At 69.7% G+C, this 13,332-nt stretch carries 11 protein-coding genes and 1 tRNA gene; 9 read left to right on the top strand and 3 right to left on the bottom strand.

From position 1 onward, the window contains the following. Window positions 1-10: 10 nt before the first annotated feature. A complete protein-coding gene (locus AB0C20_RS04910; protein ID WP_357183289.1) occupies window positions 11-1,159 on the top strand; it encodes an ArsA-related P-loop ATPase in 1,149 nt (382 codons plus the stop codon). Window positions 1,160-1,165: 6 nt separating this feature from the next. Here the strand turns inward: AB0C20_RS04910 and AB0C20_RS04915 are convergent, their stop codons facing one another. Next, window positions 1,166-1,486, bottom strand: coding sequence for a WhiB family transcriptional regulator (locus tag AB0C20_RS04915; RefSeq protein WP_357183286.1), 321 nt, complete (start codon window positions 1,484-1,486; stop codon window positions 1,166-1,168). Between the two features lie 406 nt (window positions 1,487-1,892). On the opposite strand from AB0C20_RS04915, the gene AB0C20_RS04920 reads away from it, so the two are divergent. Beyond that, the gene (locus AB0C20_RS04920; protein ID WP_357567376.1) at window positions 1,893-4,310 is read left to right on the top strand and encodes a transglycosylase domain-containing protein; all 2,418 of its coding nucleotides are present in this window, start codon (window positions 1,893-1,895) and stop codon (window positions 4,308-4,310) included. Between the two features lie 115 nt (window positions 4,311-4,425). On the opposite strand, the gene AB0C20_RS04925 is transcribed toward AB0C20_RS04920, so the two are convergent. Beyond that, a complete protein-coding gene (locus AB0C20_RS04925) occupies window positions 4,426-4,881 on the bottom strand; it encodes a GatB/YqeY domain-containing protein (RefSeq protein WP_357183280.1) in 456 nt (151 codons plus the stop codon). Window positions 4,882-4,906: 25 nt separating this feature from the next. On the opposite strand from AB0C20_RS04925, the gene AB0C20_RS04930 reads away from it, so the two are divergent. From AB0C20_RS04930 to AB0C20_RS04955, 6 genes are all read left to right on the top strand, one after another. Beyond that, a complete protein-coding gene (locus tag AB0C20_RS04930; protein WP_350856968.1) occupies window positions 4,907-5,800 on the top strand; it encodes a metallophosphoesterase in 894 nt (297 codons plus the stop codon). A 222-nt stretch (window positions 5,801-6,022) separates the two neighbouring features. Continuing rightward, window positions 6,023-6,099: transfer RNA gene (locus AB0C20_RS04935), tRNA-Pro, on the top strand. A gap of 103 nt (window positions 6,100-6,202) precedes the next feature. Next, complete coding sequence (locus tag AB0C20_RS04940; protein WP_357183213.1) at window positions 6,203-6,862, top strand: SigE family RNA polymerase sigma factor; 660 nt, start codon at window positions 6,203-6,205, stop codon at window positions 6,860-6,862. Continuing rightward, on the top strand, window positions 6,859-8,307 hold the full coding sequence (locus AB0C20_RS04945) for a hypothetical protein (RefSeq protein WP_357183210.1): 1,449 nt from the start codon (window positions 6,859-6,861) through the stop codon (window positions 8,305-8,307). The genes AB0C20_RS04940 and AB0C20_RS04945 overlap by 4 nt, the downstream gene beginning before the upstream one ends. Window positions 8,308-8,448: 141 nt before the next feature. Next, window positions 8,449-9,273 carry a class I SAM-dependent methyltransferase gene (locus tag AB0C20_RS04950; RefSeq protein ID WP_357183207.1) on the top strand — a complete coding sequence of 275 codons (825 nt, stop codon included), beginning with the start codon at window positions 8,449-8,451 and terminating at the stop codon, window positions 9,271-9,273. Between the two features lie 38 nt (window positions 9,274-9,311). Continuing rightward, window positions 9,312-10,985: a hypothetical protein gene (locus AB0C20_RS04955; RefSeq protein WP_357567377.1), complete on the top strand. Its 1,674-nt coding sequence runs from the start codon at window positions 9,312-9,314 to the stop codon at window positions 10,983-10,985. Between the two features lie 50 nt (window positions 10,986-11,035). Here AB0C20_RS04955 and AB0C20_RS04960 read toward each other — a convergent pair whose 3' ends face one another. Further along, window positions 11,036-11,509, bottom strand: a complete 474-nt coding sequence (locus tag AB0C20_RS04960) for a hypothetical protein (protein ID WP_357183201.1) — start codon at window positions 11,507-11,509, stop codon at window positions 11,036-11,038. A gap of 150 nt (window positions 11,510-11,659) precedes the next feature. On the opposite strand from AB0C20_RS04960, the gene AB0C20_RS04965 reads away from it, so the two are divergent. Further along, window positions 11,660-12,943: an MFS transporter gene (locus AB0C20_RS04965; RefSeq protein WP_357183198.1), complete on the top strand. Its 1,284-nt coding sequence runs from the start codon at window positions 11,660-11,662 to the stop codon at window positions 12,941-12,943. The last annotated feature ends 389 nt before the right edge of the window (window positions 12,944-13,332 follow it).

A 13,332-nucleotide genomic window follows, 5' to 3' on the forward strand; every position in this document is an offset into this window, starting at 1 on the left:
CGCTCGATTGGTGCCTTCCGAAGACGCGGCGCCGCAGCTGGACGTCGACCAGATCCTCGCCGACCCGGGCGTGCGGATCGTCGTGTGCTGCGGTGCCGGCGGAGTGGGAAAGACGACCACGGCCGCGGCGCTGGCGCTGCGGGCAGCCGAGCACCACGGCCGGCGCACCGTGGTGCTCACCATCGACCCGGCCCGCCGGCTGGCCCAGTCGCTGGGCCTGACCGAGCTGGACAACACGCCGCGCCAGGTCAAGGGGATCGACGTCGAGGCCAGCGGCGGCGAGCTGCACGCCATGATGCTGGACATGAAGCGCACCTTCGACGACGTGGTGTTGCAACACACCGACCCGACGAAGGCCGCGGAGATCTTCGCGAACCCGTTCTACCAGGCGATGAGCTCGACCTTCGCCGGCACGCAGGAATACATGGCGATGGAGAAGCTGGGCCAGTTGCACGCCCGGGGCGAGTGGGACCTGATCGTGGTGGACACTCCACCGTCCCGCTCGGCACTGGATTTCCTGGATGCGCCGGCGCGGCTCTCCCGCTTCCTCGACGGCCGGATGCTGCGACTGCTGCTGGCCCCGGCGCGCAGCGGCGGTCGGAGCATGTTCAGCCTGGTCACGGCCTCGTTCGGGATGTTCTCGAAGGTGGTGCAGAAGGTGCTCGGCGCGCAACTGCTCACCGATCTGTCCGGCTTCGTGGCGGCACTCGATTCGATGTTCGGTGGTTTCCGGCAGCGCGCCGAGCAGACGTACCGCATCCTGCAGGCACGGGAGACGGCCTTTCTGCTGGTCGCGACGCCGGAGCCGGACGCGGTCCGGGAGGCCGCCTACTTCGCGGGCCGGCTGCGGGACGAGCGGATGCCGCTGGCCGGCCTGGTGCTCAACCGGGTGCACCGCCCGGCGGTTCCGGAGCTGGACGCCGAGCAGAGCCGGGTCGCCGCCGAGCGGCTGACCGAGCTGGGTGGGCATGAGGCCACCGCCGACGTGCTGCGGGCGCACGCGGCGTTGGCTCGCCAGGCGGTACGCGAGCAGCAGGTAGCCGCGCGGTTCACCAAGGCGTTCCCGGCGGTGCCGGCGGTGTCGGTGACGGCGCAGCCCGCCGACGTGCACGACGTCGACGGGCTACGGACGATCGGCGCGGCGATCAGCCGGCCGTGACCGTCGTCAGTTGGTCGCACTGACGAGGATCTTGTCCTTTCCAGCCTTGTCCTTGCTGTTCTTCTTCATCGCGGCTTCGAACATCTTGCGCCAGCTCGTCACCTGCGGGTGTCGACGCAGCAGCGCCCGCCGTTCGCGTTCGGTCATGCCGCCCCACACACCGAACTCGATCCGGTTGTCCAACGCGTCGGCCAGGCACTCGTACCGAACTGGGCAGCTCCGGCAGATCCGCTTCGCCACGTTCTGTTCGGCGCCCTGTACGAACAACGCGTCCGGGTCCCCGTTCTGACACGCCGCCAGCGACGGCCAGTCAGTGATCATGCCCATGTGTACACGTCCCCCCTTGCAGTACCTACCGACCTCGTCGATGCACGCCAGCCGGCAATTCCCCCCGATCGCCCGCTCGCCTTCCCCAAGGCGGCACGGACGACATGTGGCGCTGTCGCCGCCCCCATCATGCTCTGTAGTCGACTGATTACGCAACGTTGTCGACGAAATCCATCATTCCGGACACTCCCGGCTTCCCGGGCCTTCGACCGCCGGTTACCCCGCCGAGCTCGGCGATAACGCTGCGCCGCCTCACCGAATCGGAGGAGACTCACGCCGGGTCACACGCAACCAAGCACCGGGGGTCGTGCGTTTAGCACAACGAGGGCAGCGCGCGCAGGAAATGGGCCAACAACGCCCAGGCGCCCCTCGTTCCCTACTCGCGTACCATGCCGAGGTGACCTGGATGCGGAAACGTGACCACAATGTGCTGACCAATGCCGCATCGCTACTCGTGTGCGGCCTGCTGGCCGGCGTGGTGGTCGCTGCGGCGGCCTTCCCCGCGGTAGCGATGTCCGGCCTGGCCGCGAAGGCCGGCGCCGAGACATTCGGCGCCCTGCCCACGGAGCTGACGGTGGCCCGCGCGCCACAGATCAGCTACCTGCTGGCATCGGACGGCAAGACACCGCTCGCGACGATGTACGACGAGAACCGACGGGACGTGAAGCTCCCCGACATCTCGCTGCCCATGCAGAAGGCCATCATCGCGGCCGAGGACCATGACTTCTACAAGCACAACGGCGTCGACATCAACGGTGTCGCCCGCGCGTTCGTCAACAACCAGAGCGAAGGCTCCGGCCGGCAGGGCGCCTCGACGCTGACCATGCAGTACGTCCGGCTGGCCATCGCCTACTCGGCCACCCACCCGGCGGACGTCGTCGCGGCGACCGAGGACACCAGCGCCCGCAAGCTCCGCGAGATGCGGCTGGCCCTCCAGGTCGACAAGGAGTTCTCCAAGGACGAGATCCTCACCCGCTACCTCAACCTCGCCTCGTTCGGCAACGGCGCGTACGGCATCTACGCCGCCAGCCAGGTCTACTTCGGTAAGCCGCCGAGCAAGCTGAAGATCGAGGAAGCGGCGTTGCTGGCCGGCATGGTCAAGGCGCCGACGACGAACGACCCGACCACCGAACTCGGCTACCCGCTCGCGCTGGATCGGCGCAACTACGTCATCCAGAACATGGTCGACATCAAGGCCATCACCCAGCAGGAGGCGGACGCCGCCAAGGCGACCAAGCTGGTCGTGAAGGACAAGCGCACCCCGAACGGCTGCGTCGCCGCCAACGTCAACGAGTGGGGCTTCTTCTGCGACTACTTCTACCGCTGGTGGATGGATCAGGAGACGTTCGGCTCGACCAGGTACGACCGGGAGCGCCGGCTGAAGAGCGGCGGCTACAACGTCGTGACCTCGATCGACATCCAGGCGCAGCGCGCCGCGGACAAGGCGGTCCGTAAGGCCAAGAGTGTGAACAGCAAGGAAGCGGCGATGGTCGCCGTGGTCGAGCCGGGCACCGGCCGGGTGCGGGCGCTCGCGGTCAACAGGCAGTTCAAGCTCGACGACCCGAAGAACCCGAAGAACAAGATCTCCAGCGATCCCGCGAAGAGCAAGAAGAAGATTCGGGGCAACTACCCGGCGACGGTGAACCCGCTGCTCACCGGCGGTGACGGCATCACCGGCTACCAGGCCGGGTCGACGTTCAAGATGTTCACCATCGTCGCGGCGCTGGAAAAGGGCATCCCGCTCGGCCACACCATCAACGCGCCCAAGCAGTTCCGGTCGGAATACATCATCCAGCCCGGCCCAGCCGCCTGCCCGGGGACCAACCTCTACTGCCCCACCAACTCGACCGAGAGCATGGCCGGCGTACACAACATGTGGAGCGCGTTCGGCCGCTCGGTGAACACCTACTTCGTGCCGCTCCAACAGCAGGTCGGCGCTGAGAACGTGGTCAAGGCCGCCAAGCGGCTGGGCATCAACTTCCGGTCCCAGGAAGACCTGGACCTGGAGAAGGGCGCGCACCAGTGGGGTGCCTTCACTCTCGGCGTCTCGCAGACCACCCCGCTGGATCTGGCCAACGCCTACGCCACCCTGGCGGCGGACGGCAAGTACTGCGAACCGATCCCGGTGCAGGAGATCCGCGACCCGGAGGGCAACAAGCTGGACATCGCCAACCCGCGCTGCGAGAAGCGTTTCAGCACCGAGGTGGCCCGCGCCGCTGTGGACGCGGCCCGGTGCCCGGTCGGTGACAAGTCGTCGTCCTCCCGGTGCACGGGGGCGACCGCCGGAAACGTCCGTGGCGACGTCGGTTACCCGGTGGCCGGCAAGTCCGGCACCACCGACTCGGAGAAGACCGCCGCACTGGTCGCGATGACCAAGCAGTACTCCGTCGCCGGCATCATGGCCGACCCGGACTGGCCGCAGACCAACGTGAAGATGAAGCACAAGGAGCAGGACGGCATCAACCCGCCGGTCTGGGAGACGCTGCGGGACGCCATGAAGGGCAAGCCGAAGTTCGACTTTGAGGCGCCGGGTCAGAAGATCTCCCTTGGTGACCAGCGCAGCATCCCCGATGTGAAGTGCGTTTCGGTGGAACAGGCGAAGTCCCGGCTCAAGGGCGCCGGCTTCGAGCCGGTCGTCTCCAGCACGAAGGTGCCGTCCTCCTGCAAGGCGGGCGACGCGGCCGGCACCAGCCCGGACGGACGCACGATCAAGGGTGGCGTGGTCACCATCGAGGTCAGCAGCGGCGGCGGCACGCCGGGTAACACCAACGGAACTCCGGGCGGCCAGCCCGGGGGCCGACCCGGTGGTCGCCCCGGCGGCTGAGCCGACGAGTAGGACACGACGGGCGGGCACCCTTCTCGGGTGCCCGCCCGTTTCGTCTGTCCGGGCCGGTGGGCGGCTGCGACATCCGTCGTGCCGCCCCGCTGAGCCCGCCGGGTCAGAGACCGAGCTGTCGGCGTACCTCGGCAGCCACCCGGCCACCCTCGGCCTGGCCCGCCACCGCGGCCTGGGCCGCCTTCATCGCCGGGCCCATCTGGGCCTTGCCGGTGAAGCCGCCGGCGGCGAGCGCCCCCGACACCAGCTCGGTCAGCTCGGCGTCCGAGAGCTGCTTGGGCAGGTAGCGGTCCAACACCTCACCCTCGGCGCTCTCCTTCGCCGCCTGCTCGGCGCGCCCGGCGTCGGCGAAGGCGGTCGCCGCCTCCCGACGCTTCTTGGCTTCCTTGGTCAGCACCGCGAGCACCTCGTCATCGGTGAGCTCGCGCTTGGCCTTGCCGGCGACCTCGGCGGTGCCGACGGCAGCCAGGGCCATCCGCAGCGTGGAGGTGGTCAGCTCGTCGCGCGCCTTGAGCGCGGTACGCATGTCGGCAGTGAGGCGGTCCTTCAGCGTGCTCATGGACGGTCAAACTACCCTGAACGCCATGCGAAAGCGCACACTATTCCGGCTCGCCGCCGGAACCGCCACGATCGGCGCGGCCACCCTCGCGTACGCGTCGCTCGTCGAGCGCAACATGTTCACCCTGCGGCGGTACGACGTGCCGGTGCTCCCAGCCGACGCGGAGCCGCTGCGCGTGCTGCACCTGTCGGACCTGCACATGATGCCCGACCAGGCCCGCAAGCAGCGCTGGGTGGCATCGCTGGCCGCCCTCGATCCCGACCTGGTGGTGGTGACCGGCGACAACATGGCACACCCTGGCGCGGTGCCCGGGGTGCTGCGGGCCCTGCAACCACTGCTGGACTACCCGGGCGCGTTCGTGTTCGGCTCCAACGACTACACCGGCCCGGTGCTGAAGAACCCCTTCACCTACTTCCTGCCCGACCGGGAGTACACCGAGGGCGTCGAGCTGCCCTACGAGGAGTTGCGTCAGGTCTTCACCGGTGCCGGCTGGGCGGACCTCAACAACGCCCGGACCACGCTGAAGGCTGGCGGTCGACAGCTCGACCTGGTCGGCGTCGACGACCCGCACATCGACCGGGACGACTACCCCTCCGTGGCCGGCGCGGTGTCATCCTCGGCGGACCTCTCCATCGCGCTGACGCACTCACCCGAGCCACGGGTGCTCGACCAGATGGCGGCGGACGGCTTCGGGCTGCTGCTGGCCGGGCACACCCACGGTGGTCAGGTCTGCGTACCGGGCTTCGGGGCGCTGGTGACCAACTGCGGCCTGCCCCGCTCGATGGCGCGCGGTCTGCACCGGTGGCCGGGCTCGGACTCCTGGCTGCACGTCTCCGCAGGCCTCGGCACCCACCCGACCGCCCCGATCCGCTTCGCATGCCCCCCGGAAGCCAGCATCCTGACCCTCATCCCCCGCTGACCGTCCCGCTGCGCTGCCTCCGCTGCGCTGCCTCCGCTGCGCCGCCCCGCCCCGCCCGATTCAAGATTCGCGCACCATCAGGGATGTTGCTGCCTCGGCGCGTCGTGAGGCGGCAACATCCCGGACGTTGTGCGGATCTTGACCACCGCGAGCGGGGTCGGGGCGGCGGGGGTACCGAGTTTGACCATCGGGGCGGGTGGGCTACTATTTGTCGGCACGCCTCGGGGTGTGGCGCAGCTTGGTAGCGCGCTTCGTTCGGGACGAAGAGGTCGTCGGTTCGAATCCGGCCACCCCGACCAGAGGCAAGAGGGCACATCCGATTCATGGATGTGCCCTCCGGCATATCTACGGTCCGCAGCGGCTCCAGGTCCCCAACTGCGACCGCATCCCTGACGACCCTCGATGACCCTCGGCCAGTTTCGCCGTCTGCCGCCGGCCTTCAACCTTTCGACCCTCGACGGAGTCGTGAGAGGTAACCAATCGAGGCGGGGGCTTATGGCAGCTGACGACGAGCATTTTCGAGAGTTCGTCGAGACGCGCTACATGGATCTCCTGCGCGTGGCGTACCACCTCACCGGCTCGACCCAGGATGCTGAGGACCTGGTGCAGGCCGCGCTGGTGAAGGTGATGCGTCGGTGGCGGCGGGTCAACGACCCGATGGCCTACCTGCGGCGCGTCATGATCAATCAGCACATCAGCGTCTGGCGCCGTCACCGGATGCACGAGGTGGTGACGGCGTTCTTCCCCGAGCGGCCCACCCGGGACATGACCGAGACGGTTACCGAACGCCGCGCTCTCTACGAGGCGATGCGGACGCTGACACCTCGTACCCGTGCGGTGATCGTGCTTCGGTACGTGGTCGATCTGCCGGAGGCGGAGGTTGCTGCCGCTCTCGGCTGCTCCGTCGGGTCGGTAAAGAGTCGCGCATCACGGGGCCTGGCTCGCCTGCGCCTGGCGCTGGCACCGGACGCACCCCCGTCGGCACAGTGCCCGACTCCGACATCAGCGTCAGCTGATCCAGCACCGACCGGGACGACGAAGATGACGGGGGTAACGCCATGACTGTCGACGATGAGCTGAGCCAGGCCCTGGCCGAGCTGAGCAGGACGCTGACCCCGCAGCCGGACCCGTACGGCCGAGCGAGGGCGCGATACCGACGGAGCCGGCAGCGACGCCTCGGCGGGCTGGTTCTGGCCCTCGTGGTCTCCGTGGGAAGCACCGCTTTCGCCATCGTCAGCCCGGGCCGGACCACCCAGCCGCTACCGGCCGACCCGACCGAGTCCAACGCACCAGTGCTGATGTGGTCGGACCGACTCCTCCAGTCGCCGCCGCGCGGTGCCGTCGCCGGGGACAGCAGCTTCGTGGCTCAGCTCTCCGAAGAGTTGTTGGCCGCCCAACGCCGGGGAGAGTTCTCCCGCCTGACGGTGCCGGTGAGCGGGGTCAGGATCCTCTTCGCCGACGACGTGGACGACCACCGGGTCGCGCTCGCCGCCTTCGTCCGCAACCAGCCCGATCCGGTCACCGGCTGGCCCAGCGCCGCGGTGTGGCTGGTCGCCGACAAGGGTGCCAGCGCCCAGGAACTGGCCAGCACCGCCGCCACCAGGTCGGTCAGCGACGCTCTGGAACCCTACGAGAGCCTGGCCGTGGACGACGCGGAGGCGGCACACGTGGCCCTCGCCCCGGCCGGATGTGTCTTCCTCAGCTCACCGCTGCCCGACGGAAACACCTTCCGGTGGGCCCCGGAGCCGACCGGGTCCTATCTGGTCCGTACCGCGAAGACCCACCGGCCCGAGTGGTGGCGGGTCGACTGCGGCGCGGTGACCCGTCAGATAATGCCCGGGCCGGGTTCGTTGGCCTCCAAGCCGATCACCGACGCTCAGTTCGCGACGGCGATGTCCCGCGTGAGAGGCAGTGTCCAGCAGCAAAGTGCCCGGGAGTTGATGTACCAGTGGGCCCAGTCGGGAGGTTACCGCCTGACCGCCCTTCCGAGCGTGGTGTGGGGCGGCCACATTGCTGGCCTGTCTACCGGCCAGGCCGACACGTCGCCGGCCGCTGGAGAGCCGTCGGTGGAGGACGGCCAGGTGACGGTCCTGGCCGCTCCCACTGTGGGCGGCGACTGGGTCGGCGAGGTGTCGATCGCCCCTGATCAGCCACGGTCCGACGGCGTGCTCAGCACCGGCACCTCCTTCACCGCGACGACCGACCCGACCGATCCCGCCGGCGTGCTGGCCGTGTCCATCGACGATGACGACGGCGGTGGCGAGGGTCAGCAGACCCTGCTCGTGGTGACGCCGGCCGCCGCCACCACCGTGCGTGTCCTGCGCGACGGGCAGGAGGTGGCGCGGAGCGCCGTCACTGGCTCCGGGACGGGCATGCAGGTGCCCCGCCCCAGCGCGGGCCTCGTCGTGGAGGCGCTCGACGCGGCCGGCGGGACGATTGCCAGCGGCCAGGTGTCCAAGCAGGGCGCCCAGGGGACACCGGCTACCAACACCTGGAACCAGGAGTGATCGCGTCCGGGACGACCGCCGGCACGTATGACACCCCGTTGGCCGGCCTTCAGCTGCGAATATAGGTGTTTCTACCGATCCCCCGAGGGCCTGCCGCCCCTAGCGTCAGTGGCACACCACACCGTCCGAGGGGGACCACCGATGACCATCGCACCCGATCTCACCGCCGTGAAGGCACGCCAGCAGGTTACGTGGGCCAGCGGTGACTACGGCGCGGTCGCCGCGCTCATCCACCCGATCTCCGAGCTTCTGGTGACCGCCGCCGACCTGTCGGCCGGCGCCCGCGTGCTCGACGTGGCGACCGGGTCCGGCAACGCCGCCATCGCCGCCGCCCGCTGCGGCTGCGTCGTGACCGGCGTCGACTACGTACCCGAACTGTTGGAACGCGGCCAGGCCCGCGCCGCCGCGGAACGGCTTCCGGTCGCGTTCGTGACCGGCGACGCGGAGCGCCTGGCGTACGCCGACGGGTCCTTCGACGCGGTCCTCTCCGTCGTCGGGGTGATGTTCGCGCCGGACCAGGAGCGGGCGGCGGCCGAGCTGGTCCGGGTCTGCCGGCCCGGCGGCACCGTGGCGCTGGCGTCGTGGACGCCGCAGGGCTTCATCGGCGACCTGTTCCGCACTGTGGGGCGGCATGTGCCGCCACCGGCGGGGCTGCGCCCGCCGGTCGAGTGGGGCGACGAGGGTCGGGTCCGCGAACTGCTCGGCGTGGCCGTGGGTGAACTGCGGGCGGTACTCCGGGAGTTCGTCTTCCGCTTCGGCACCCCTGAAGAGTTCGCCGACTTCTTCCGGGCCAACTACGGGCCGACGTTGAAGGCGTTCGAGACACTGCCCGAGGAGCGCCGACCTGAGCTGCACTCCGACCTGGTGGAGCTGGCCCGTACACACAACCGGGCCAGCGACGGCACGGTGCGGATTCCAGCGGAATACCTGGAGGTCGTGGCGCGGCGGGTCACCGTTCCCGCCTGACCTGGCAGGACGACAAGGGCAAGAGCCACACCTCGCGGGTGTACGCCACCTTCGACCTCGCCGCCTACGAAGGCAAGAAGATCTACGGCGGCAAGGTGTTCGTCGAGGAACGCACCGTCGCCGACTGCAGCAAGCGTGCCGTCGAGATCTGGCGTACGAAGCCGGTCACCACGACGCCGACCTGGAACCGGGCACCCGAACCGCTCGCCAAGCTCGGCGAGGTCCTCACTCCGGTGCAGTTCTGCCCCGGAGCCACCATCACGTTCGACGTGGGCGCGGCGGTGCAGGATGCGGTGGCACACCGGCAGCGTCACATCACCTTCGAAATCCGGGTGCCGGAGCAGTACGAGAGCGACGCGTCCTACAGCCGGCGGCTGCACCCGTACCGCAGCGTCGACCTGAACGTCGAGTTCAACTCGGTGCCGCAGATCGACAACGCCCACCTGTACAACGGTGGTCTGCCCTGCACCCAACTGACGCCGTATCCGCGCATCGGCGGGTTCGCCGGCATCCTGGAGGCGGTCGGCAGCGACGCCGACGAGTACGACGAGCGCGCTGTCAAGACCGAGGTCGCCATCTGGCCGAAGGCCAACCCGGACGCTCGCCAGGTGTTCACCGGTGAGCACGGCCTCACCGGCCGAGCCAACCGGGTCAACCTGCCCGAGGGCACACTCGCCGACGGCAAGACCTACGTCTGGCAGGCCCGGGTGACCGACGGTGCGGACTACTCGCCCTGGTCGAAGAAGTGCTTCTTCACCCACGACCGCAGCGCTCCCGGCGAGCCCACCATCACCTCGGCCAACTACCCGCAGGACAGCACGGGCGATGCGGTGCCGACCGGCGTGTCGCCGGTCTTCACCTTCTCCGGGAACGGCGACAAGGACGTTGCCGGTTTCGAATACTCGTGGCGCAGCCTGGGCGGCCACGGCTGCTCGGCCACTGGCGAGTACGGCCAGTTGGAGTGCACCCACCCGTTGGCCCAGTCAGGATCGGTGCGGGCGAACACCCCCGGCGGTACGGCGACCGTGACGATCGATCTGATCGGCTCCGGGTCGCAGCGGTTGAGCGTCCGCACGATCGACCTCGCGGGCAACGTCTCCGAGACCGTCGAGTACAGCACTCTGGTGCCGCGGGTCGAGCCCGAGGTGAGGGTGGAGAACGGTACGCCCGAGTGGGGGCAGGAAGTGCTGCTGAAGTTCGTCCCGGCCCCAGGTGTCGCAGGCGTCCGCGACTACCAGATCACCCTGGACGGGGGAACGCCGGAGACGTGGGACGCCCAGGAGGACGGCACGGCCTTCTTCAGCTTCGTCGCCACGAACCCGAACGGACACCACCTCAAGGTGCGCAGCCGCAGTGACAACGGGTTCGTCTCCCCGGAGGGCAACTGGTCCACGTCCTTCTACCCCGGCCCCGGGGTGAAGTCCGACGTCTACTCCTCGCCGGACGGTTCGGCTGTCGGCGGAGTGGGGATCGAGGGCACCTTCACCTTCTCCCCACCGCCGGGCTGGACGGACACCACTGCCTACCAGTACAGCTTCAACGGTGCCGAGCCGACCGAGGTGCCGGCCGACGCGAACGGCCGGGCCACGATCACCTGGACGCCGACCGCCATCGGGTACGTGGACCTGACCGTCTACGCCGTACGCGGCGACGGCACGATCAGCGACTACCCCAACTGGTACTCCTTCGAGGTGGCGGCCTCCGCCTCCTGACCCACCCGGATGCGGGGGCGGCCACACATCGATGTGGCCGCCCCCGTTCGTCAGTCCTGTCGTTCGGTGCGCTCGATCTCGGCGAACGCGGCCGCCAGGTAGCCGTCCAACGGCGCGCCGGTCGCCGCCAACAGGTCGGCCACCAGCAGCGGAGCGTGTCGAGCCAGGGCCGACGCGTCCGGCGCTGACTCGTCGCCCTCGGGGTCGTATACGCCCAGCGCTCCGGCCAGCAGGACGAGCACCACGTGCGGGTCGACATCCGTTCGCCACCGCGTCGACTCCTGCACGCAGCGGGTCAACACCTGGCGGATGTCGTCGCCGGTCAACCCGTCCGGATGGCTCTCCTCCAGCAGCAACCGGACCACCGCGCCGAGCACCAGGCCGGAACGCTCGTCCGCGGCGAGACCGCCGACCGCCTCGTCGTACGCCTGACCGTCGCGTGCCTGGGCGGCGGCGACGGCCGTCGTTGCGGTCAACGCGATGGCGCGGGCGGTAGCGGGCAGATGTCGCCAGGTGCCGGTCATCGCGCCAGCATCGCAGACCCGGAGGACACCGACCGACCGCGACCACGGCGAGTGGATCATCATGGGATTGGTCACCCGTCGGCCCCGATTACCGCGAGGCGTGGCCAAAACGGTTCGCGCGGCGTCAGACCCACCGAACAGAATGCCGGCATGCTGCGTCGTGCCCTGCCCCGCCGTTCGGAAGCTCGCCGGATCCTCCTCGGCACACTGCTGTCGGCGATCGGGCGGGGTCTGACCCTGCCGTTCCTCTTCATCTACCTGACCGACGTACGCGGGCTCACCGACACCCGCGCCGGGCTCGTCATCGGCTGGTACGGCGTGGTCACCCTGGCCCTCTCGCCGCTGGGCGGGACGCTGATCGACCGGATCGGCGCCCGCCGGGTGGTGGTGCCCTGCCTGCTGATCGAGGCGATCGGCACCGGGTCGTTGGCGCTGGTCCACTCGACCGGCTCGGCCCTGCTGGTGATGACGGTCATCGCCATCGGCAGCTCGGCGATCTGGTCCGGGCAGAACACCATCCTCGCGTCGCTGACCGACGACGATGAGCGGCAACGCGTCTTCGGGTTGAACTTCGCCCTGCTCAACCTCGGCATCGGCATCGGTGGCATGACCTCCGGCGCGATCGTCGACACCGCCCGACCCGGCACCTTCCAGGCGATCTACCTGCTGGACGCGGTGACCTACCTGATGCCGGCGCTGATCCTGCTCACCCTGCCCGGCGTGGGCCACCGACTCGGCAAACGTCGAGGCGTCGACGAGCCGTCGCCCGGCGGCTACCTGACTGTGCTCCGCGACCGCCCGTTCCGGCGACTGGTGATCTTCGGGCTGATCCTCACCACCTGCGGCTACGCGCAGGTGGAGGTGGGCTTCGCCGCGTACGCGGTGCGGGTGGCCGAGGTGAACCCCCGGGTAGTGGCCTGGGCACTCGCGGCCAACACCGTGATGATCGTGCTGGCGCAACTGCTGGTCATTCGCCGGATCGAGGGGCGCAGCCGCACCCGGGCGTTGGCAGTGGTGGGAGCGGTGTTCGCCGCTGCCTGGCTGGTCCTCGGCGCGGCCGGCCTGGTCAGTGCCGAGAACGCCGTGCTCGCCGCCCTGTGCGTGGTGCTCTGCTCGGCGATCTTCGGCTTCGGCGAGACGATGCTGTCCCCGGTGATGCCCGCACTGACCAACGCGCTGGCCACCGACGAGCTGCGCGGCCGGTACAACGCGATGAGCTCGATGATCTTCGGAATCAGCGGTGTGATCGGCCCAGTGACCGCCGGCCCGCTCATCGGCGCCGCCAACGGCATGGTCTGGGTGGCGACGGTGGTCGGCGGCTGCCTGGTCGCCTCGCTGGTCGCGCTCTCCCTGCGCCGGTTGCTCACCACGGAGCAGGACGGCCTCGCGACGACCACCCCGGCATCCCCCACGCCCACGCCCGCCGCCGCCTGACCTCGAACACCCCCTCCGCACCCTGCACCCTGCACCCCGGGCGCCGCACCCCGCACCCCGGGCGCCGCACCCCGCGCCCTGCACCCCGGACCCCGGACCCCGCACTCCGAGCGCCGCACCCCGCGCCCGGCACCCCGAGCGCCGCACCCCGCGCCCGGCACCCCGAGCGCCGAGCGCCGAGCGCGCCAAGATCCGAGCAACTTCCCGGAAGTTGGCGCCTCGGGCGCGCGGGAGACGGCAACATCCGGGAAGTTGCGCGGATCTACCTCACTAACCTCGCCATTGATCACGCCCCGGACCAAGATCGGGCGGCGCGGGCGGCGCCGGCAGGCAGGCACAAGCGGCCAGGCGCGGGGCGCGAGCAGGCGCGAGCAGGCGCGAGCAGCGCG

Source organism: Micromonospora sp. NPDC048843, assembly GCF_040649965.1.
Classification (GTDB): domain Bacteria; phylum Actinomycetota; class Actinomycetes; order Mycobacteriales; family Micromonosporaceae; genus Micromonospora; species Micromonospora hortensis.

Excerpts from the sequence above, each read along its gene's own strand:
- AB0C20_RS04960 (WP_357183201.1), bottom strand. The coding sequence starts at position 11,509 with ATGACCGGCACCTGGCGACATCTGCCCGCTACCGCCCGCGCCATCGCG.
- AB0C20_RS04945 (WP_357183210.1), top strand. The coding sequence starts at position 6,859 with ATGACTGTCGACGATGAGCTGAGCCAGGCCCTGGCCGAGCTGAGCAGG.
- AB0C20_RS04930 (WP_350856968.1), top strand. The coding sequence starts at position 4,907 with ATGCGAAAGCGCACACTATTCCGGCTCGCCGCCGGAACCGCCACGATC.
- AB0C20_RS04965 (WP_357183198.1), top strand. The coding sequence starts at position 11,660 with ATGCTGCGTCGTGCCCTGCCCCGCCGTTCGGAAGCTCGCCGGATCCTC.
- AB0C20_RS04920 (WP_357567376.1), top strand. The coding sequence starts at position 1,893 with ATGCGGAAACGTGACCACAATGTGCTGACCAATGCCGCATCGCTACTC.
- AB0C20_RS04950 (WP_357183207.1), top strand. The coding sequence starts at position 8,449 with ATGACCATCGCACCCGATCTCACCGCCGTGAAGGCACGCCAGCAGGTT.
- AB0C20_RS04940 (WP_357183213.1), top strand. The coding sequence starts at position 6,203 with ATGACCCTCGGCCAGTTTCGCCGTCTGCCGCCGGCCTTCAACCTTTCG.
- AB0C20_RS04925 (WP_357183280.1), bottom strand. The coding sequence starts at position 4,881 with ATGAGCACGCTGAAGGACCGCCTCACTGCCGACATGCGTACCGCGCTC.
- AB0C20_RS04915 (WP_357183286.1), bottom strand. The coding sequence starts at position 1,486 with ATGGGCATGATCACTGACTGGCCGTCGCTGGCGGCGTGTCAGAACGGG.